Annotated in this window: 17 protein-coding genes; 1 reads left to right on the top strand and 16 read right to left on the bottom strand. The window is 48.3% G+C overall.

The window, feature by feature from the left end; translation table 11 throughout:
- Nucleotides 1–33: 33 nt before the first annotated feature.
- Nucleotides 34–1,011, bottom strand: coding sequence for a methyl-accepting chemotaxis protein (locus tag ACOGW3_RS26665; protein ID WP_419905701.1), 978 nt, complete (start codon nucleotides 1,009–1,011; stop codon nucleotides 34–36).
- Nucleotides 1,012–1,175: 164 nt separating this feature from the next.
- Here ACOGW3_RS26665 and tnpA point away from each other — a divergent pair, with 164 nt between their 5' ends.
- On the top strand, nucleotides 1,176–1,610 hold the full coding sequence (gene tnpA, locus ACOGW3_RS26660) for an IS200/IS605 family transposase (RefSeq protein ID WP_419905643.1): 435 nt from the start codon (nucleotides 1,176–1,178) through the stop codon (nucleotides 1,608–1,610).
- Nucleotides 1,611–1,679: 69 nt separating this feature from the next.
- Here tnpA and ACOGW3_RS26655 read toward each other — a convergent pair whose 3' ends face one another.
- The 15 genes from ACOGW3_RS26655 to murD all read right to left on the bottom strand — a co-directional run bounded on the left by ACOGW3_RS26655 (nucleotide 1,680) and on the right by murD (nucleotide 19,884).
- A complete protein-coding gene (locus ACOGW3_RS26655) occupies nucleotides 1,680–2,633 on the bottom strand; it encodes a hypothetical protein (RefSeq protein WP_419905700.1) in 954 nt (317 codons plus the stop codon).
- Between the two features lie 227 nt (nucleotides 2,634–2,860).
- Nucleotides 2,861–4,969: an NAD-dependent DNA ligase LigA gene (gene ligA, locus ACOGW3_RS26650; protein WP_419905699.1), complete on the bottom strand. Its 2,109-nt coding sequence runs from the start codon at nucleotides 4,967–4,969 to the stop codon at nucleotides 2,861–2,863.
- A gap of 5 nt (nucleotides 4,970–4,974) precedes the next feature.
- Nucleotides 4,975–6,645 carry a DNA repair protein RecN gene (gene recN, locus ACOGW3_RS26645; RefSeq protein WP_419905698.1) on the bottom strand — a complete coding sequence of 557 codons (1,671 nt, stop codon included), beginning with the start codon at nucleotides 6,643–6,645 and terminating at the stop codon, nucleotides 4,975–4,977.
- A gap of 13 nt (nucleotides 6,646–6,658) precedes the next feature.
- Nucleotides 6,659–7,498 carry an outer membrane protein assembly factor BamD gene (locus ACOGW3_RS26640; protein ID WP_419905697.1) on the bottom strand — a complete coding sequence of 280 codons (840 nt, stop codon included), beginning with the start codon at nucleotides 7,496–7,498 and terminating at the stop codon, nucleotides 6,659–6,661.
- 197 nt (nucleotides 7,499–7,695) lie between these two features.
- Nucleotides 7,696–8,286 carry a UDP-3-O-acyl-N-acetylglucosamine deacetylase gene (locus ACOGW3_RS26635; RefSeq protein ID WP_419905696.1) on the bottom strand — a complete coding sequence of 197 codons (591 nt, stop codon included), beginning with the start codon at nucleotides 8,284–8,286 and terminating at the stop codon, nucleotides 7,696–7,698.
- On the bottom strand, nucleotides 8,268–8,660 hold the full coding sequence (locus tag ACOGW3_RS26630) for a UDP-3-O-acyl-N-acetylglucosamine deacetylase (protein ID WP_419905695.1): 393 nt from the start codon (nucleotides 8,658–8,660) through the stop codon (nucleotides 8,268–8,270). The genes ACOGW3_RS26635 and ACOGW3_RS26630 overlap by 19 nt, the downstream gene beginning before the upstream one ends.
- A 169-nt stretch (nucleotides 8,661–8,829) precedes the next feature.
- Nucleotides 8,830–10,536 (bottom strand): cell division protein FtsZ, encoded by a 1,707-nt coding sequence (ftsZ, locus tag ACOGW3_RS26625; RefSeq protein ID WP_419905694.1) that lies wholly within the window; start codon nucleotides 10,534–10,536, stop codon nucleotides 8,830–8,832.
- 93 nt (nucleotides 10,537–10,629) lie between these two features.
- The gene (ftsA, locus tag ACOGW3_RS26620; protein WP_419905693.1) at nucleotides 10,630–11,901 is read right to left on the bottom strand and encodes a cell division protein FtsA; all 1,272 of its coding nucleotides are present in this window, start codon (nucleotides 11,899–11,901) and stop codon (nucleotides 10,630–10,632) included.
- A gap of 67 nt (nucleotides 11,902–11,968) precedes the next feature.
- A complete protein-coding gene (locus tag ACOGW3_RS26615; protein WP_419905692.1) occupies nucleotides 11,969–12,868 on the bottom strand; it encodes a cell division protein FtsQ/DivIB in 900 nt (299 codons plus the stop codon).
- On the bottom strand, nucleotides 12,865–13,797 hold the full coding sequence (locus ACOGW3_RS26610) for a D-alanine--D-alanine ligase (RefSeq protein WP_419905691.1): 933 nt from the start codon (nucleotides 13,795–13,797) through the stop codon (nucleotides 12,865–12,867). The genes ACOGW3_RS26615 and ACOGW3_RS26610 overlap by 4 nt, the downstream gene beginning before the upstream one ends.
- Nucleotides 13,794–14,747: a UDP-N-acetylmuramate dehydrogenase gene (gene murB, locus ACOGW3_RS26605; RefSeq protein ID WP_419905690.1), complete on the bottom strand. Its 954-nt coding sequence runs from the start codon at nucleotides 14,745–14,747 to the stop codon at nucleotides 13,794–13,796. Before murB ends, ACOGW3_RS26610 begins: the two co-directional genes overlap by 4 nt.
- A gap of 4 nt (nucleotides 14,748–14,751) precedes the next feature.
- Nucleotides 14,752–16,188, bottom strand: a complete 1,437-nt coding sequence (murC, locus tag ACOGW3_RS26600; protein WP_419905689.1) for a UDP-N-acetylmuramate--L-alanine ligase — start codon at nucleotides 16,186–16,188, stop codon at nucleotides 14,752–14,754.
- Nucleotides 16,185–17,339, bottom strand: coding sequence for an undecaprenyldiphospho-muramoylpentapeptide beta-N-acetylglucosaminyltransferase (gene murG / locus ACOGW3_RS26595; protein ID WP_419905688.1), 1,155 nt, complete (start codon nucleotides 17,337–17,339; stop codon nucleotides 16,185–16,187). The genes murC and murG overlap by 4 nt, the downstream gene beginning before the upstream one ends.
- Nucleotides 17,336–18,460, bottom strand: coding sequence for a putative lipid II flippase FtsW (gene ftsW / locus ACOGW3_RS26590; RefSeq protein ID WP_419905687.1), 1,125 nt, complete (start codon nucleotides 18,458–18,460; stop codon nucleotides 17,336–17,338). The genes murG and ftsW overlap by 4 nt, the downstream gene beginning before the upstream one ends.
- Complete coding sequence (gene murD / locus ACOGW3_RS26585; RefSeq protein WP_419905686.1) at nucleotides 18,457–19,884, bottom strand: UDP-N-acetylmuramoyl-L-alanine--D-glutamate ligase; 1,428 nt, start codon at nucleotides 19,882–19,884, stop codon at nucleotides 18,457–18,459. Before murD ends, ftsW begins: the two co-directional genes overlap by 4 nt.
- Between the last annotated feature and the right edge of the window lie 2 nt (nucleotides 19,885–19,886).

Below are 19,886 nucleotides of genomic sequence, written 5' to 3'. Positions count from 1 at the left end.
TGGTTGACGCAACCGGACAAAGTGGTTGACGCTCTACACCGCGGATTGACGAAGTTTAGTAAGAACTTCTGACATCCGTTGTTCTAGCGCAATAATATGCTCAGAGGTTTCGTTGGCATTCGTTACAACTTTTTCAGATATTTCACTGACTTGTTTTGTCTCATCAGCTAGATGACCAACTTCGGAAGAGGCCTCCGTAGTGTTGGTTGCTGTTTCTTGAACATTTTGACTGATTTCTTTGGTCGCGAGATCTTGTTGTTCTACTGAATCTGCTATTGTTTGCGCGATATCATTAACTTCGGTGATTGTGCCCGCAATTGACCTTATTGCGGTAACAGCTCCCTCCGTTTCAGAACGAATAGAGGATACCTGGCTGCTAATGTCCTCTGTAGCCTTGGCGGTTTGTGTGGCCAAGCTTTTCACTTCAGAGGCAACAACCGCAAATCCTTTTCCTGCATCACCCGCTCTGGCAGCTTCAATAGTCGCGTTGAGGGCGAGAAGATTGGTCTGTTCGGCAATGTCCTGGATCAGGCTGACAACATTACCAATTTTATCCGCTGCCAAAGCGAGTTCACTGATGGTTTTATCAGTACTTTGAGCTTCTCCCACTGCTTTAAGAGTAATTGAATTGGACTGTTCAACCTGGCGAGTAATTTCTCCAATGGATGAGGAGAGTTCTTCAGCTGCTGAGGCGACAGCTTGAACCCGTTCACTGGCTTTGAACGTGCTATCAGCTACAGAGTTGGTCCTGCCGGACAGCTGTTGAACAACACCGCTCATGTCCATGGAAGCATCTTTCATCGATGATGTCTTAAGGTTAGCCTCTTGAACGGCGTCTTGAATTTCTTTGTCGAGATCATCAGCAATGGATAAAATTTCATTTTTGAGAGCGGCAGCTTGTTCTTCTCTTTGGGCGGCATTTGCTGCTCGGGTTTTGACTATTTCAATAGAGTTTTCTTTGAAAATTTGCACAGCACGGCTCATTTCACCCATTTCATCTTTGCGGTCCAAGCCGGTTAATTCAATGGTTTGGTCTCCTTTTGCCAGCCGTTTCATGGCCGTAATAATTTAATCCGGTAAACCCCCGGCTATGCCGGGGGACTCTCAATGGTTTGACCGTTCCCACGGTCTTACATTTCTTTGTTTATTGACCAAAATAACAAAGGAATTAGCCGATGAGAGATTACAAAAGCCTTGCACATACGAGATGTGATTGTAAATACCACGTGGTTTTCATCCCTAAACGCAGGCAAAAAGTTATCTATGGCAACCTACGTCAGTATCTTGGTGAAATTTTCCATGAACTGGCCGGGCATCGCGAAAGTAAGATTGAGGAGGGCCATTTGATGCCGGATCACATTCACATGTGTATCAGCATACCGCCCAAACATGCTGTTTCAAAAGTCGTTGGATACCTAAAAGGAAAAAGCGCGATTGCCATAGCTCGAAAATTCAAAAATAAAGCACGGAATTTCAAGGGTGAAAATTTTTGGGCCCGTGGATATTTCGTCTCAACTGTAGGGCTCGATGAACAGATGGTGAGGGAGTATATCAGAACGCAAGAAGAGCGTGATAAGTACTTTGACCAAATGGATATATTCAATCCATAACCGCTTTAGCGGTTCCCAATTTGCCCCTTTAAGGGGCTCACCCGCTTAAGCCCCCGGCTTTGCCGGGGGTCATTTAACTTTACCGAGGGGGACCGTAATACTTCTTGTAATCAAGGCGCTTAACAGTATTGAACTAATTAAAAGGATAGACCCAACAACGATAGTGATGGATTTGGTTTGATTACGAACGTTGGTTAAGTCCGTTTTTGCACGTTCCAATCCAATACCTGCTGTCTCAAAAAGTGTGACAAAGTCTGGACCCATCTCCTTAAATATAGCACTTAATTTTTTGGTTTCATTTTGAGTTTGTATAAATACTGAAGACCACGTACCGAATTTATTAACGTAACTACCCAGGCGGCCTGATAACTCTGTCTTTTGTGTTTCAGGAATGTTTGCGGTTTTAAGAATTTCAAGAAACTCGGTTTGTCGATTTGCGATACGGGTTACATATTTGTCTTGTCCCCGAAGCATGAAGTCTTTCTCGTGCCGGCGCATCATCAACATTTTAATGGTGAGAGTTTCAAGGTTGGCGGCCTTGAGTTGTTCTTCAACTTGGTGAACAGCTGCACGTAAATCGCCTTTCAAACCACTTTTTTCATCAAGTCCCATCGTTTGGTATAGGGAGAATACTTTCTTGAATTGTTCTGCATGAATCTGGAGATTGGTTTGTAAGCGTTCTATCTCTCCTTGAAGGTTTTGTGCAATGTTAAGGCTTGATAACTCCAGCAACGCTGTTGAAACCGTATCTTTATCCTTTAGGTAAAGATCAAGGTATTTAGGACTTTTGCGGAGAAGAAAATCTTTTTCTCTACGCCGCATTTGCAATGTACCGACTTCAATGTTTTTTGTGAGCGAAGCCAGCTTTTCATTTTCAGACTGATCTTGGAAAGCTTGTCCGACGAGCTGGTCTCCGGAAAAAAAAGTGCCACCTAGAACGAGTAGACTAACAACGGCTAATCCTGCGATTAAGCTTATACGTAAACTAATTTTTATACTTTTAAAAATATTGATATTCAACATGACAGTCGCTTAAATTAAGAACACAAAAGTTATGTGAAGAGTACGAGCAACTATAGTTTGAAGTGTTACTTACTAAAACTTTATTAAGTAAAAAATATCTATCGCTATGGTTGTCGATTATTTTGTTGTGGGAAAGTTGAGAAAGCTAAATAATCTGAGTAATATACTCGGGTATAAAAAGATTTTCTCAGTCCATTATATATATAGAATAAAGTTGATCGTTACCTTCAGCTTACAAGAGAGTGCCAGTCTTCTTCGGATAAAACAGTAACACCCAGCGATTCTGCTTTTTTCAATTTTGATCCGGCATCTGCACCAGCTACCACATAATCCGTTTTCTTTGAAACGGATCCTGCAACTTTGGCTCCAAGACTCTCAGCCTTAGCTTTCGCTTCATCGCGAGACATGGTCTGAAGTTTTCCGGTAAAGACAACGGTCTTTCCTGTGACGGGTGAATCACTGCTGATTTCTAGGATGAACTCTTCGATTGTCAGTTGTTCTTTCAGGGCGGCAACAACTTCTTGATTGTGTGGCTCACCAAAGAAAGCGATGAGGTCCCCTGCCATAGAAGCACCAATGCCATCAATTGCCAGAAGTTCAGGTAAAGCATCGCTTTCAGGATCGTGCACAAGCCTTGTGATTTCTTCGATACGATCAAGCGTGCCATACGTTTTTGCCAGTAATTTTGCTGTCGCCTGACCGATTTGGGGGATCCCGAGTGCGAAGATGAAACGGTCCAGGCTAATAGACCGTTTTGTTTCAATGGCATTATAGAGCTTATCCGCCGATTGCCTTCCCCACCCAGGTTGATTGCGAAGGGGGATTAGGCTTCTCTTGTCTTTTTCTGAAAGTTTAAACAGATCGGCTGGGGACTTGATTAACTCTTGTTCGAAGAAGAACTTAATTTGCTTGTCGCCAAGGCCCTCGATGTCAAATGCGTTGCGACTTACAAAGTGTTTTAGGCGTTCAACGGCTTGTGCCGGGCAAATTAGGCCTCCGGTACAACGGGTAACAACTTCCCCTTCTTCTTGAATTGCGAGAGAGCCACATTCAGGACAGTGATCGGGGAAGGGGAATGGAACTGAATTTTCGGCGCGTTTGTCCAGAAGAACTTCGACGACCTGGGGAATAACATCTCCTGCGCGCTGGATGATGATGCTATCGCCTTCGCGGACATCTTTTCGTTCGATCTCATCCCGGTTATGCAGTGTTGCTCTCGAAACGACCACGCCACCAACTGTGATGGGTTCCAGGTTGGCGACTGGTGTTAACGCTCCGGTGCGTCCGACTTGTATGGTGATTTCGTTTAATCGGGTAATGGCTTGTTCGGCGGGAAATTTGTGAGCAATGGCCCAGCGGGGGGCTCGGCTAACAAATCCAAGTCGTTCTTGCCAATCCAAACGATTGACCTTGTAGACAATACCATCGATTTCATGCTCAAGGTCAGGTCGGGCAGTCATTATGTTACGATAATAATTAAGTACTTCGGCGAGTGAAGTACATAATTCACCTGGATTGACTGGTAATCCCCAGCTCTTAAATCGCTCCCGAACTTCTGTAAGACTATTGCCGAGAGGTTCTGATACCTCCCCCCAGGCATAAGCATAAAAGTCTAGCGGACGTGCAGCTGTTATTGAGGGGTCAAGCTGCCGAAGGGAGCCTGCGGCTGCATTTCGCGGGTTGGCAAAAGCCTTTCCGCCTATCGTAGCTTGGGTCGCGTTGAGTTCCTGGAAGCGGTCACGCCTCATATAAACCTCGCCACGGACTTCCAGAATATCAGGGTATCCAGATCCCGATAACTGGTGTGGTATGCAGGCGATTGTTTTTACGTTGTCTGTAATTTTTTCGCCTTCTGCACCGTCCCCACGGGTTGCAGCTTGAACCAGTACGCCTTTTTCATAGCGGATAGAGCAAGAGAGGCCATCAATCTTTGGCTCGGAAAAAATATCAATCACTTCATCTTTGCCGAGGCCCAAAAAACGTCTGATACGAGCCAAAAATTCGGAAACATCTTCATCATCGAAAGCATTTCCGAGAGAGAGCATGGGTACAGAGTGCTTAACTTTGCTAAAGCCCGACGTTGGAGCCGCCCCGACCTTGTTTGTCGGGCTATCTTCGCGAACGAGTTCAGGAAAGTGGTTTTCTATGGCAGTATTCCGGCGACGCAGAATGTCGTATTCAGCATCGGTAATCTCCGGTGTGTCCTGCTGGTAGTATAGCTTGTCGTGCTTGGAAATCTCTCTGGCCAGAGTTTCAAGTTCTTTTGCAGCCTGTTCAGGGGTCAGCCCTTCAGTCTCTTGATTAAAGAGAGCGAATGTTTGGTTCTTATCGTTCACGGTAGTTATCCTAAAAGGCTGTCTGCAGCTGATCTGGCTTCGTTTGTAATTTCTGCTCCGGAGAGCATTCGAGCGACTTCTTCGCGTCTTTGCTGATCGGTTAATGCAAAGACCGTTGTCGTCGTCGTTTCACCCTCAGCTGATTTGGCGACCATGAGGTGCTGGCGACCTTTCGCCGCGACTTGTGGGCTGTGGGTAATGACGAGGATTTGGCGCTCTTCTGCAAGGCGTGCCAAGCGTTCGCCAACAGCATGGGCTGTAGCCCCACCAATTCCGGCATCGACTTCATCAAAGACCAGACAATCTATCGGGCTTACTTTTGCCATCACGACTTTTAGCGCGAGAAGAAAACGCGCAAGTTCGCCGCCCGAGGCAATTTTTCCAAGCGGGCCAGGTGCTGACCCTGGGTTTGTGGCGACAAGGAAGGAGACCTGATCCCATCCGTGGCGTCCCCAGTTTTCTTCATCCTGTATCTCTATGCCGGTTTTAAACGCAGCTCTTTCGAGCTTTAAGGGAGGGAGTTCCGTATTAATTGCCTTATCAAGCTCCATGGCTTTTTTGTGCCTGGTCTGGCTCAGCTTTTCGGCAGCCTTTACATATTTTACCCGCGTTTCTTCACAGCGTTTATCGAGCTCTTGCAAGTGCTCGTTGCCTGTATCAATGAGGCGAAGCTGGTTGAAGACACTGTCTCTGACGCCAACGAGCTGTTCTGGCTCAACCCGGTGTTTACGAGCAAGGTCTTGATAAAGGAAATAACGTTCTTCAATTTCCTGAAGCTTTGTCGGGTCAAGGTCCAGATCACTTGAAATCGCTTGTAAGGAAGATAAAGCTTCCTGGACTTCAAAAGTCGCGCGATCCAAAGCCTCAACAACTGGCTTTAGGCGATCACGGGCACTTTCAGGGATGCCCAGTAAGTGCCCTTGGGCTCCGGCAATGGCGTTTTCAGCACCACCGACACCACTATCGCCGGTGAGGGTTTGAGTACAGGCGTTCATAGCCTGGACTAGCTTCTCACTATGCATGAGAAGTTGCCGTTGGGATGAAAGTCCTTCCAATTCTCCGTCTTCAGGAGACAAGACATCAAGCTCTTCAAGAGCGTGTCTAAGGAAAGTTTCTTCTCTTTGGGCTTGAGCGAGTTTTTCATCAGCCTCAGCACGTTCTTTGATCGCGCCGGACCAATGTGTCCATAAGGTCTGAACCTGAGATACGAGGTGATCATTTTCACTGGCGGCATCAAGCAGATTACGATGATTGCTTTGGTCTAACAGGCCGCGCTGTTCGAACTGGCCTTGAATTTCAATGAGTAAATCACCGGCCTGTCTCAGAAGATTAGCCGATACAGGCGTATCATTAATATAAGCGCGGCTCCGACCATCAGAATTAAGTACCCGACGAAAAACGAGGAGCTCATCCTCTAAGGTGAAATCGCGTTCTTGCAGGAGGGCAAATATGGGATGATTGGGAGCAGGATCAAATACTGCGGTTACCGTCGCTTTATCCGTGCCTTGTCGTACCAAACGCGATTCTGCGCGTGCCCCGAGGGCAAGCCCCAGAGAATCAAGCAAGATTGACTTACCCGCTCCGGTTTGGCCGGTGAGGACACACAGACCGTTATCGAAAGCGAGTTCCAAACGGTCAATAAGGACGACATTGCTGATCGTTAAGCTGAGCAGCACAACTCACCTGCCATTAAAGAATTGAATCCCAGACTTCAGAAATCCATGAACCTTCTTTTTCTTCAGGCTCAAGGTTCTGACCGGTTAATAACGCATAACTATCTTGATACCAGCGATCACCAGGGAAGTTATGACCGAGCACGGAAGCTGTTGCTTGTGCTTCGTCTATAATACCGAGTGCTAAGTAAGCTTCAACAAGTCTGTGGAGAGCTTCAGGAACGTGTGTGGTGGTCTGGAACTGTCCAATGACCAATCTGAAACGGTTAATCGCGGCGAGATATTCTTTACGATTTAGGTAAAAACGGCCTATCGTCATTTGCTTTCCCGCAAGGTGATCATTTGCGAGATCAATTTTAAGTTGGGCATCCCGTGCGTATTTGCTTTCTGGGAAACGCCGTACAACGTCACGAAGAGATGACAGGGCTTCTCTGGTCATGTTTTGGTCACGACCAACGTCGGAAATTTGTTCGTAGAAACTTAACGCCTTTAGATAATAGGCATAGGGAGTATCGCGGTTACCCGGATGAAGTTCTATAAAACGATCCAAAGCACTTATGGCATCATCGTATTGGTTCTCAGTATAGAGAGCATAGGCTGCCATCAACTGGGCTTTCGAGGCCCAAACTGAGTAGGGATGTTGACGCTCTACCTCATCAAATAACCGGGCAGCTTCTAGGTTTTCGCCTGCTTTAAGCGCGTTATTGGCACTGCTATAAAGCTCTTCGACCGGTCTTTCAACGTACGTAGGCTTTTCGTCTGAACTGCAAGCTGCAAGTGTCGCAACCAAAGACAGTGCGTAAGTCACACGTGCTAAGGGAGTTGCAATTAAGTGTCTGAATAGACCGGATTTCATATTACGATACTCTTTTTGTTAGCCATTCCGCTTACCAAAGGCTGAAGTGTCAGAGCACTATAGGGCTTCACTATCATGTCCTCAAGAGAACTGAGCCGATCTTGATGCCGATGAAGGAAAATAAATCGTGATCATAATTTCAGATAGCAAAAAAGCCCAGCAAAACCGGGCTTTTGTCGTCGTTTGAAGAGGGGGCTTTAGACGCTAGCTGCGACGGCTTTTTCCGGAGCGGCAAATGTCGCGTTCCGTGGTGCAGTTTTTTCTTGGTTTTCGATTGGGAGAGTTACCCATTCCCAAGCACTGTTGTCAGAAAGAAGCTTTTTAACAAGACGGTAAGTCTGTGCATGGCCGGTACGAATACCGTGATAGTGACCAATAATCGGGGCGCCAGCGAGATAGAGATCGCCAATAGAATCTAGAACTTTATGGCGAACGAATTCGTTGCCGTAACGAAGGCCGCCTTCGTTCATAATCTTGTCGCCATCAATAACGATCGCATTGTCCAAAGAGCCACCACGAGCGAGACCCATTTTACGAAGCTGATCAGCTTCGTGGAGAAAGCCAAAGGTGCGTGCGCGGCTTACTTCTTGTTTGTAACGATCTGCGCGAACTTCCATGTAAAGTTCTTGATGACCAATTGCCTGGCTTTCAAAGTCAATCTCAAAGCTTACGGAGAAGCACTCGTTTGGGCTAAGGGCGCCGGCGCGATTGCCTTCTTCGTCCCGAACTTCTTTGAGTATACGAATAGCGCGCTTGGGTGCGTTTTGCTCTACAATGCCAGCGCGCATTCAATCAGGAATACAAAGGGAGAAGAGCTTCCGTCCATCACGGGGACTTCACAGGCATTGATATCGATATAGCAATTATCGATGCCAAAACCAGACAATGCAGACATAAGATGTTCGATTGTGCCGATTTTAACATCATCTTTGACGAGCATCGTACAAAGAGGAGATTCTACAGCGTACTCCCAAGTGGCAGGGATAACAGCGCCTTTTCCTGCGACGTCGGTACGGCGGAATACAATGCCTGTACCTGGTTCTGCGGGATTGAGAGTCATGATTACATTGTCGCCGGAATGCAGACCAACACCAGAGCAGTTAATCGAACTCTTCAGTGTTTTCTGTTTTTGTACACGGTTGGCAGCAATATTGGTTTTCATGAGCACGCTTCGTTTGTCAGTTAATCCCCCCGGAGACATCTAAGTTAAGCAACTGAGTGTCTATCGGATAAAATGCAACAGGGGAACGATAGCTCGTCCCCCTGTCTCTAACAAATCACTGTTTGTTTCAATATGTTACGAAATGTAACGTACTCTGAAATAATCAGGCTTAATTCGCTTGGCGTCGCAGAAATGCTGGGATATCGAGCAAGTCTTCGTCTGTAGAATTTGACTGAATTCGGTCTTGAGGATCAAGACCGGTTAATCGTGGCTGTTGACTGTTACCAGCAGAAGGCGATTCGGCAGGCTTTGGAGCCGCATTGGTCGCTGGAGGAGTTACCGTGGCTGCGCCCAGCTGTAGGTCATCAAGTTCTTCTGCTTGAGTGGCTGCCTGTAGCGCTCGGGCAGCCCCGCCAGTGATCCGACCAAATAGACCGCGACCTTTTTTCGACCCATCTTCATGCTTGTCGGTACCGTTAGCCAGAGCAGCTGCGGCAAAAGGGTCAGCCTTTTGGGATGCAGGTTGCGGTATGGCAGGTTTTTGATTTGATACGGTAGCCGGAGCCGGAGCAACAAAGCTGTCATTTTTGATCTCGGCCTGAGGAGCCGATGCCATGATTTGTTGGCCGTCAGCATCACTTCGTGTGATCGCAGATTCGATACTGGTTTGGGATGGACCCGTTTCAATAATTGGCTGAGAAGCTGCAGGAGCAGAACTCGCCGCCGGAGCCATAGGAGCAGGTGCTGCCGCCGGAGCTTGAGGGGCGGTAGGTGATGCGACCTGGGGTTCTGCCAAGGCAGCAACAGCTGGCTCTGGCTGAGGTTCGGTTTGTTCAGGTGTTACATTCAAGGGTGCCGGGGGAGTTTGGAATTCTTTGCTTTGCGGCGGACGAATGTTTTTCATCGATTCAGCATCGATCCCTGTCGCAACAACTGAGACACGCATAGTGCCTTCCATGTTGGGGTCATAAGTTGAACCGAAAATAATGTTGGCCTCTGGATCGACTTCATCACGGATACGATTTGCAGCTTCATCCACTTCGAAGAGAGTGAGATCAGGTCCGCCAGTAATGTTGATCAGGACGCCACGCGCCCCCTTCATGGAGACTTCGTCAAGCAGCGGATTAGAAATCGCAGCTTCGGCGGCATCCATAGCGCGGGCCTCACCTTCTGCCTCACCTGTACCCATCATGGCTTTACCCATTTCGGTCATTACAGCACGGATATCGGCAAAGTCGAGGTTGATAAGGCCGGGCATAACCATGAGGTCAGTAACGCCACTAACACCTGAACGTAGAACGTCATCTGCCATCTTAAAGGCGTCGGCGAAGGTAGTTTTTTCGTTCGCTATCCGGAAGAGGTTTTGGTTTGGAATGATGATCAGCGTATCAACATATTGGGCAAGCTCTTCAATTCCTTTTTCGGCGAGACGCATGCGGTGCACGCCTTCAAAATGGAAAGGCTTGGTGATAACGCCAACGGTCAAAATTCCTGCATCCCGTGCAGATTTTGCAATGACAGGAGCAGCGCCTGTTCCTGTACCACCACCCATTCCGGCGGTAATGAAGACCATGTTGGAGCCTTCAAGATGCCCAAGAATTTCGTCCATGGCTTCTTCAGCAGCAGCTTGACCGATGTCCGGACGAGAGCCTGCGCCGAGGCCTTGGGTGATATTCCGACCAAGTTGAATAGTGCGATCGCATGATGACTGGGCGATAGCCTGAGCGTCTGTATTTGCAATAAGAAACTCAACACCTTCCAGGTTACTCTGGATCATGTTGTTTACTGCATTACCCCCTGCGCCGCCGACCCCTATAACGGTAATCTGGGGGGTCAGTTCTGATTCAACTGGTGGTACATCTAAATTTAAAGCCATCACTAACCTCCATTGGTCGCCGACTCGGCGCATTCGTTTGTCAAGTTGTACTATAAAGTTGTGGAATCAGTCGAGCTAATTCCTAACTTTTTCTTAAAAATTTTCACTAAACCATCTTCCGAATTTATTTATGAAGTGCTGAGGCTGAGTTTCCTCGGGCGTTTTCTCACTTTGAACTTCAGTATGAGAGATGGTTGCGTAGGTTAACAATCCGCTGCAAGTAGAAAAACTGGGTCCCCCTGTAGCATCTGCTAAACCTGAAACTCGTATTGGTCTCCCAATACGTACTTGCTTATCTAATATAAGGCTGGCGAGGTCGGGTAAGCCGGGTAGTTGGCTTGCGCCGCCGGTAAGAACAACCCGTCTGCCGCCGATTTTGTCGGAACCGCTCATTTCTAATTTTGATCGAACGATTTCAAAGGTTTCTTCTAGTCTTGGCTGTATTATCCCAACAAGGAGTGATCTCGGTACTTGTTGGGGCTGGCTTCCTGCGGCTTCACCAACTTGGGGGACGTCGATCATCTCTCGTTCGTCCGTCACTGTTGCAACAGCATGCCCATATAGGGTCTTCATTCGCTCTGCTTCCGCGACAGGTGTTGATAACCCTCGTGCTATATCGTTCGTAACATGGTGGCCGCCGACAGGAATGACATCGCAAAATACGAGTTTCCCTTCACTAAACACGGCGATGGAAGTCGTTGTCCCCCCCATATCGACCAGCGTGACACCGAGTTCCATTTCATCATCAACCAGGCAGGACAGGCCAGATGCATAGGGAGAAAGAACGAAGCTTAAAGGGGTCAAGTGACAGCGTTTAATGCAAGTGGTTAGATTGCGGATGGAATTCGCTGCTGCGGTAATAAGGTGCATGGTTACACCGAGCATTTCACCGTGCATTCCGCGTGGATCCTTAATCCCGCGATTGCCATCCAGTGTGAAGCCCGTCGGTAAGGAATGAATGAGTTGGCGTCCTTGTTCCGGGTTTCCCTCAGGTCCTTGGACTTGACTGGCGTGTTCCAGAGCTTGTTTTAGGTCTGTATCTGTGACCTCGTGCCCATTAATAGCAATTTCGAGATTGATGTTATGGGATGAGGGGGCGCCACCGGAAAGATTGACCAGTACAGAGTTTACAGTTTCCCCTGCCATCTGTTCTGCGGCATGGACAGCATTAAGGATGGAATCTTCTAAAGCTTCCATATCAACGATATTACCGCTTTTCATTCCGTGACTGGCTTGTTGGCCAATGCCGATTACTTTTGGAGGTGTATCACCATCCAACTGGGCAATAAAACAACAGACTTTACTGCTACCAACATCGATCGCAGCCACAGTTCCGTGTTTGATTACACCTGGGTTCCGCTTCATGACTTGCGGCATCCTTTCGTCAGAGAAAGGACAGGTGCGTGTGTCAGGTTAAATTGCACCATTAACATTAGGTTTTTTTTCCTTTTACGGTTTTTTTTCTGTCTTTAGCGGTACCGCCAGATGTCCTGACAATTAATCGATCCCGCAATCGTAGATCTACCAAAACAACATCCCGTTCCAGAACACCTTCCTCGCGTTCAATACGTGCAAAAAAGGACCAGGCATCAGTTGGGTCTTCCTCGGGGAGTTGAACATCAACACCATTATTTAAGCGGATGTTCCACCGACGGCCACTCACGCGTACGGCAGCCTTAACCTGGGTGCCGAGTTCGGGCTCACTTTCGATTAAGGCAAGTATTTCTTTGGCGTGATCAGGAGCATCAGGGCCAACAATTAAAGGGAGAGAAGAAAACTTAGAAGCCTTGGCATTCGGGATGACTTCGCCGCTTTGATCAATGACATGCAAAATGCCGGCTTGTTGCCAGAGAGCAAGAGGTTGCCGTTCCACCAATTGGACGTAAATTACGTTTGGAAGGCGCCTTTCTACGATGGCCTTCTTGATCCATGGCAGACGTTCAATTTCATCCTTGGCATCACTTGGTGAGAAGGAGAGAATTGGTGTGCCGCGTTCTACGTCCAGCTTATCCAAAATGGCTTTAGCGTTGGTTCGTTTTCGACCTTCGACAAGAACGTCTTCTATGGATAAACCGGCATCTGCAGTCAGGCCGTAAAAGTTATTTTCTGCGAGATTAATTTTCCCTGGTATCCAGCCATTGGTCCAAAGGACCGTCGTTAAACCGACGAGGGCTAATGTCGTTCCGGCAGCAGTGCCAATAAAAACGCGTCGCCAATTTGTATCACCAAACGGAAACTTACTCCGATTTTGTGTACGTTTGCGCCGACGTTGAGTTTTTACCGTTTTCTTTCCGGCGGGTTTAGCTGTTCTCTTTGGAGCGGTTTTGCTCATATCTCCTCCTTTCTATGGAGGGCGTCTTCCACCATCCAAGCGCAGAGTTCGGAGAAGGAGATGCCGAGATACTTTGCTTGCTCGGGTACGAGGCTCAGGTCCGTCATGCCGGGTTGAGTGTTGGTCTCTAAATAATAGAGGCCACCATCGCCATCGGCGGTGTCATCGTAGCGAAAGTCACTTCGGCTAACGCCATGACATCCCAAAACCTGATGTGATTTCAAAGCCGCATCTAGTGCTTCTTGATAAATGTCATCCGGGATTGGGGCAGGAATTACATGATCGGTTTTGCCATCTGTATATTTGGCTTCGTAATCGTAAAAACCCTGTTTGGGTGATAATTCGGTTACTGCAAGAGCCCTGTCACCCATAACGGCAACGGTCAATTCGCGTCCAGGTATGTAACGTTCAACCATAATATCGCCTTCGAAACCGAGTTCTTTACGGCTGGTCGCGATGTGATTGTCGCCTTGGAATACGATATGAACGCCGACGGATGAACCTTCACTGAGAGGTTTAATAACATAAGGACGAGGGAGAGGGTCGCCCATGGCAAGGTCGCGAGCAAGGATACTTTTACTTTCAGGGACCCTGACACCTACTTGTTCGACCAGAGCTTTTGCGCGTTCTTTGTGCATCGCCAGAGCCGAGCTTAGGACATTCGAATGCGTATAGGTTAATTCCAATAATTCGAGTAAGCCCTGAACACACCCATCTTCGCCCCACTGGCCATGAAGTGCGTTGAACACAACAGAGGGCTTCGCCTCTTCCAGCTGAGAAACCAGCGAAGATATATCCTTGGATACATCAATTTCAGTAACCTTATAACCTGCTTCGCGTAGTGCCACGGCACAGGCAGTTCCACTGGCAAGGGACACTTCCCGCTCAGCAGAAAATCCACCTTTTAATAACGCGACATTACAGGTCATAAATTTTGGTCCTTTATTGAGTTGTCTCGGGTTCGGGCATCGCCGATACGTTTGATTTCCCAGTGAAGATCTATGCCAGAAGTCTCTTTGACACGTCTTCGCACTTCTTCACCAAGGTTTTCTAGATCACTTGCTGCAGCTCTATCGTTATTGATTAGAAAGTTGCAATGCTGTTCAGAGACTTGAGCATCACCGATTTGCAATCCCCGACAACCGGCTTTGTCGATTAGCTGCCAGGCCTTGTTATCGTCGGGATTTTTGAACGTACTGCCCCCGGTCCGGGATTTGATCGGCTGTGTCGATCCGCGTGCGCTCTGAATTTCTTTCATTCGAGCTGCTATCTGGTCTGAATTTCCTGCAGTGCCTTGGAAACAAGCGCTAAGGAAAATCCAGTCTTTATCAAGACTGCAATGCCGATAGGCGTACCCAAGTTGATCTGGCGTCAGTTGATGAACATTCCCTTCGGGATCCAGCACTTCTGTCCAGAGAAGAATATCTTTCGTTTCCCTGCCGTAGGCTCCAGCGTTCATCCGAAGAGCCCCGCCAATTGTCCCGGGGACACCACAAAGGAACTCGAGACCGGTCAGGCCTTCTTTCAGCGCGACCTTTGCAACTTTTACATCCAATGCAGATGCGCCAGCTATAATGTTCTCGCCTTTGGCTTCTACTTTGGAGAAGGCGGGGCCAAGCCTGATGACAACACCAGCAACACCACCGTCGCGGACAAGCAGATTTGAGCCGACACCAATGACCATTACCGGAACGTCAGCGGGTTTGTTTTTTATAAAGTTTACGAGGTCGTCTTGATCGGCAGGTGTGAAAAGCACATCCACAGGTCCACCCACACGGAACCATGTGATTTTGCCAAGGCGCGCATCGGCTTTATAGCTGCCCTTAACTTCTGGCAAGCGATTTATCAGGTGGTTATCTGGAAGGTGAGTTTCTGCCATGATGCTACGACTTCGCTGCCTCCGTATTTTCGATAAGAGGCTGAAGTTGTTCTGGAAGTGCATGTGCCCAAGCGGAGATGCTACCCGCACCCAAGCAGACGACAACATCGCCTGGCAGAGCTGAGTCCGCAACAATACGCGCGAGTTCATCCTGGTGAGGGAGAGCCACTGCATTACGGTGTCCGCGGGTTAGTAATCCCTTCACGAGGCTATCGCGATCCGCCCCCTCTATTGGATCCTCTCCTGCGGTATAAACATCGGCAACGATAACCTGATCAGCGTCGTTGAAGCAGGAACAGAAACCTTCGAAATGATCTGAAAGTCGCGAGTAGCGATGGGGCTGTACCACAGCAATGACACGAGAATTTTCATCAACGGCTTGACGGGCTGCCTGTAAAACTGCAGCGATCTCAACCGGGTGGTGGCCGTAATCATCGATGATTGTGATGCCATTGACTTCACCCGTCTTCGTGAAGCGCCGTTTAACCCCTTTGAACTCGGATAGGGAGGATCGGATTTCTTCATCGCTCATGCCGAGCTCACTGGAAACAGAAATTGCAGCCAGAGCATTTAGAATATTGTGATTGCCCAGCATCGGGAGGCGGCAGTCGGTAATGGTCCGGCTCTCTTCCTCATTGCGTTTTGAAATCACAACATCAAAGACATTGCCGGTAATTTCAGTGCGCACGTTCACGGCACGGAATTTAGCTTGTGGACTAAATCCGTAAGTGACGATACGTCGGTCTTCTATGCGTCCAATAAGGGATTGAACAACGGGGTGATCAATACAAAGGACCGAGAAGCCATAGAAGGGGATGTTGGTAACGAACGTGGCAAAAGCTTCATGCAAAGCTTCAATGGAACCGTAAAATTCCATGTGCTCTGGGTCTATATTTGTGATCACGGAAACGGTCGCTGGCAACTTGATGAATGTACCATCACTTTCATCGGCTTCAACTACCATCCAATCGCCATCACCGAGGCGGGCATTCGTCCCATAAGCATTGATAATTCCACCATTGATGACAGTGGGATCAAATTTTCCACCATCCAACAATGCTGCAATCATAGACGTTGTTGTCGTTTTTCCGTGCGTACCACCAACCGCAACACACGATTTAAAACGCATAAGTTCAGCCAACATTTCTGCGCGGCGAACGATAGGTGTTAAGTTGTTGCGGGCTTCTTCAATTTCTGGATTGTCCAGTTTAATAGCTGAGGAGACTACTACGACACGGGCATTTTCCACATTTTCAGCCTTGTGGCCGATCATGACTTTAATGCCCATTTCCCTTAAACGAACAACGTTGGCTGAATCAGCAATATCGCTTCCCTGAATCTGGTAACCCAGATTGTGAAGGATCTCTGCTATCCCGCTCATACCAATGCCGCCAATGCCGACAAAGTGTAGAGGGCCTATATCAAGCGGCATGCCTTTCATGCTGCCGCACCCGTTGAAACGTTCTCGCTTGTTGATGGTTCGTCTCCGTTATCTGCTTTTGATCCACAAATCACATCTGCCAAATTGCTCGCGGCGCCAGTAATGGCATGCTCGTTAGCGCAAGATGCAGCTCTTTGTAGAAGTTGTGTGTGTGAAAATAGTGAAATCAGCCTTTCAGCCAAATTTTTTGTATCAAGACAGGCCTGTGTCATAAGCCACCCGGCCCCGGCATCCGTGAAATCACGCGCATTATCAGTTTGGTGATCGTCTGTTGCGTGGGGGTAAGGGACTAAAATTGCGGGACGGCCAGCTGCGGCGAGTTCGGTGATTGTTGACGCGCCGGACCGGCAAATTGCGATGTGTGCCTGGCCTAAACGTTCTGGCATGTCATCGAAGAAGGGTTTCAAATCCGCTTTGATACCGTTTTTTTGGTATATCGCTGCGATATTTTCTGATCCCTCGCCACGAACTTGTTGACTAACATGGAGACGTTTTCGCATCTCTTCTGGGATGAGGGCGAGTGCTTCTGGAATGACTGTATTGAATACGGATGCACCTTGGCTACCGCCAGTGACCAAAATGTGGAATTTGTTTTCACCCTCTGGAATACTAAAAGGGATCTCCCGAATATCCATAATCGCAGGTCGAACAGGATTTCCCGTCAGGGCAACTTTTGCTTCTTGACCAACGGGGACATGGCTTACATTTCTGAAGGATGTACAGATACGTTTGGCTTTTCCAGCTAAAAGACGATTGGCGCGGCCGAGAACCGCATTTTGTTCGTGCAGATATAATGGAATTCCGAGCTGGCTTCCGGCAAGACCTGCTGGGACTGAAGCATAACCTCCAAAGGCTACGACTGCGTCAGCATTAAGAGAACCGAGGAGTTTCCTTGCTTGAAAGGCACCAATAGCCAGTTTGCACAGGCTCATGGCTTTCTTAATAAGTCCGCTTCCCGCAACGCCAGCAGCAGAAACCCGGTGAACTGTTACATCCTGTAAATCATTTCCAAAGCCTTGCCCTCTGGTATCCGTTACCAGGCTCACTCTATGGCCCCGGCTTAAGAGTTCTTCGGCCAGCGCGCGTGCGGGGAACATATGCCCACCGGTTCCGCCGGCTGTGAGAACAATATGCATCTTCTTATGGTTCATTCTTCAAGCCCCCCATGTGGGCGTCTTCGGGTGAGGGCCAAAACCATCCCCATTCCAATAGAAAGCGCCAGAAGTGACGAGCCGCCGTAGCTGATGAAGGGCAGGGTCATACCCTTGGTTGGTATCAGATGAATGGCGGAGGCCATATTAATAATCGCCTGCAGACCGAATTGGGTCAGAAGACCTGTACAGGCGAGGAGAACAAAAAGATTGTTTTCTTGAAGTAGGCGACTGAAACCACGAAGAACAACAAAGGCAAACAAAGAGACAATGATCAAACAGGCAATAAGCCCAAGTTCTTCCCCTGCTACAGAGAATATAAAATCAGAATGTGCATCAGGTAATTGGGATTTAACAGTACCTTCGCCGGGACCTTGTCCCAGTAGACCACCATTCTTGAATGCTTCCATAGATCTATTGACCTGATACCGACTTCCTGCGGCCGGGTCTAAAAAGCCATCAATACGTGCAGTTACGTGCGGAAGGGTAAAGTAAGCGGCAATGAGGCCAACAGCGGCGAGGAAAATGAAGACCCCAACAAGCATCATTGATAAGCCAGCAAGAAATAGTTGGACTCCGCCGATTGCTGTTATGACAACGGTTTGTCCCAAGTCGGGCTGCATCAGCAAAAGACTTATGACCAAAAGCCAGATACCAATGGCAATCCAGGTTCCAGGCATTCCTTCATCGGTTTTCCCACTGGCGAGCATCCAGGCGATGGTTACCGCAAAGAAGGGTTTGACAAATTCTGAAGGTTGAAGAGAAAAGCCAAGCAGGTTAATCCAACGTGTCGCGCCTTTGATTTCAACACCTAAAATCAATGTCGCGAGTAACATGACAACCGTTATCCCCATCCCGAGAACAGCAAAGCGCCGTATCTTTTTTATCGGGAGCAGGGAGATGCCAATCATAAAAGCTGCCGCTGCGGGTAATAGTAGGAAATGGCGTTTAGCCAACTGGAACGTGCCGACCCCAATTCTGTCCGCGGCTGCTGGTGAAGCCGCGAGAACCAAAAGAGCGCCAAATCCCATAAGGGCAAGAAGGGCTGCAAGGTTCCAGCGATCGACAGTCCACCACCAACGACCAACAACAGAAGTGTCCATTCTAGAGAAGGTGCTCATGATGCCACACTCCCTTCCTGACTGCTGTCATTCGAAGGAGTAAGGATCTCACTAACGCACTGTTTAAAGTGATCGCCACGAAGCTCAAAACTTCGGTATTGATCCCAGGATGCGCAAGCTGGTGAGAGCAACACAACGGCATTGTTATTACCGTCGTTGTTCGCGTCGTTGACAGCCTTTTTAACTGCGCGGTCCAATGTTTCACACATATCGCGAGGGATGTTCTCGCCCAGTTGGTCAGCGAAATCTTTGGCGCTGTCGCCAATTAGGTAAGCGTGACGAATACGACTGAAATAGGGTGTCAGATTTTCAATGCCGCCTTCTTTGGCAAGACCACCAGCAATCCAGTATATGTTGTCATAGCTCCCCAAAGCACGCGCTGCGGCATCTGCATTGGTTGCTTTTGAATCGTTAATATAGCGAATTCCGTTATGAACCGTGACCAGTTCTTGGCGGTGAGCAAGCCCGGGGAATGATTTCATCCCGGATACGATTTCGTCGCTGCTAAGGCCAATAGATCGACAAGCTGCAAAGGCTGCTGCTGCGTTCTGGTGGTTGTGATTTCCGGGCAGGCGTTCGATTGAGCTTAAATCAACGATGTCAGTAACGGATGAAAAACGGTCATCAATTAGCTGCCCTTCAGCTACGAAGACCCCTTCGGCCAATCGGGTTTGGCCAGAGATCGGGATCGTTGTGATAAGGCCGGCAGCATTGATTTGATCAAAGACAATTCGACTATCCTCATCGTCCATGCCAATGATCGCTGTTTGTGATTTGCTCTGTCTGTCAAAGATGTGCTTTTTGGCTGATATATAACCCTGCATATCTCCATGTCTGTCCAGATGGTCTGGGCTGACATTCATAAACAAGGAGATGTCAAAGACCAGTTGGCTTAATAGGTCTAGTTGGTACGAGGACATCTCAAGCACATAGATGCCATCGTCATTGAGGATAGGTAACTCTAGCGCTGGAGTGCCAAGATTCCCACCAACAGCAACTTTTCGACCAGCTTCTTCAAGGATGTGAGCGATTAGGCTGGTTGTCGTTGATTTGCCATTGGTCCCAGTGATGCCGACAAAGGTTGCGTTTGGACAGGAGCGGTAAAGTAACTCTACCTCACAGATAACTTCGACATTCGCGGTTTGTGCTGCCGCAGCAACGGGATGAGGTCTCGGGTGTGTCAAAGGAATGCCGGGTGACATGACCAGACTTTGAACCTTGTCCCAATCGCATTCTTTGAGATCGAGAATTTTGAGGCCAGCTTCGGCCGCTTTTTCCCGACCCTGCGGATTGTCGTCCCAAGCCCAAACTTCTGCCCCGGATTGAGCGAGCACACAAGCAGCAGTCAGACCTGAACGGCCCAGGCCCAAAACGGCGAAGACATTCTTGTCCAGAGTGCTGATGTATGTGCTCAGATCAATCATGT

Source organism: Kiloniella sp. (assembly GCF_965205715.1).
In the GTDB taxonomy this organism is placed as follows: domain Bacteria; phylum Pseudomonadota; class Alphaproteobacteria; order Kiloniellales; family Kiloniellaceae; genus Kiloniella.
The sequence above is the reverse complement of the archived record's forward strand: the minus strand, read 5'-3'. Positions and strand labels throughout refer to the sequence as shown.

What these genes read in the sequence shown, in the direction of transcription:
- ftsZ (WP_419905694.1), bottom strand. Translation starts at nt 10,536, where the DNA reads ATGGCTTTAAATTTAGATGTACCACCAGTTGAATCAGAACTGACCCCC.
- murG (WP_419905688.1), bottom strand. Translation starts at nt 17,339, where the DNA reads ATGAACCATAAGAAGATGCATATTGTTCTCACAGCCGGCGGAACCGGT.
- murD (WP_419905686.1), bottom strand. Translation starts at nt 19,884, where the DNA reads ATGATTGATCTGAGCACATACATCAGCACTCTGGACAAGAATGTCTTC.
- murC (WP_419905689.1), bottom strand. Translation starts at nt 16,188, where the DNA reads ATGAAAGGCATGCCGCTTGATATAGGCCCTCTACACTTTGTCGGCATT.
- ACOGW3_RS26610 (WP_419905691.1), bottom strand. Translation starts at nt 13,797, where the DNA reads ATGACCTGTAATGTCGCGTTATTAAAAGGTGGATTTTCTGCTGAGCGG.
- ftsW (WP_419905687.1), bottom strand. Translation starts at nt 18,460, where the DNA reads ATGAGCACCTTCTCTAGAATGGACACTTCTGTTGTTGGTCGTTGGTGG.
- ACOGW3_RS26635 (WP_419905696.1), bottom strand. Translation starts at nt 8,286, where the DNA reads ATGCGCGCTGGCATTGTAGAGCAAAACGCACCCAAGCGCGCTATTCGT.
- ACOGW3_RS26615 (WP_419905692.1), bottom strand. Translation starts at nt 12,868, where the DNA reads ATGAGCAAAACCGCTCCAAAGAGAACAGCTAAACCCGCCGGAAAGAAA.
- ACOGW3_RS26630 (WP_419905695.1), bottom strand. Translation starts at nt 8,660, where the DNA reads ATGAAAACCAATATTGCTGCCAACCGTGTACAAAAACAGAAAACACTG.
- ACOGW3_RS26655 (WP_419905700.1), bottom strand. Translation starts at nt 2,633, where the DNA reads ATGTTGAATATCAATATTTTTAAAAGTATAAAAATTAGTTTACGTATA.
- tnpA (WP_419905643.1), top strand. Translation starts at nt 1,176, where the DNA reads ATGAGAGATTACAAAAGCCTTGCACATACGAGATGTGATTGTAAATAC.
- ftsA (WP_419905693.1), bottom strand. Translation starts at nt 11,901, where the DNA reads ATGAAGCGGAACCCAGGTGTAATCAAACACGGAACTGTGGCTGCGATC.
- murB (WP_419905690.1), bottom strand. Translation starts at nt 14,747, where the DNA reads ATGGCAGAAACTCACCTTCCAGATAACCACCTGATAAATCGCTTGCCA.
- ACOGW3_RS26640 (WP_419905697.1), bottom strand. Translation starts at nt 7,498, where the DNA reads ATGAAATCCGGTCTATTCAGACACTTAATTGCAACTCCCTTAGCACGT.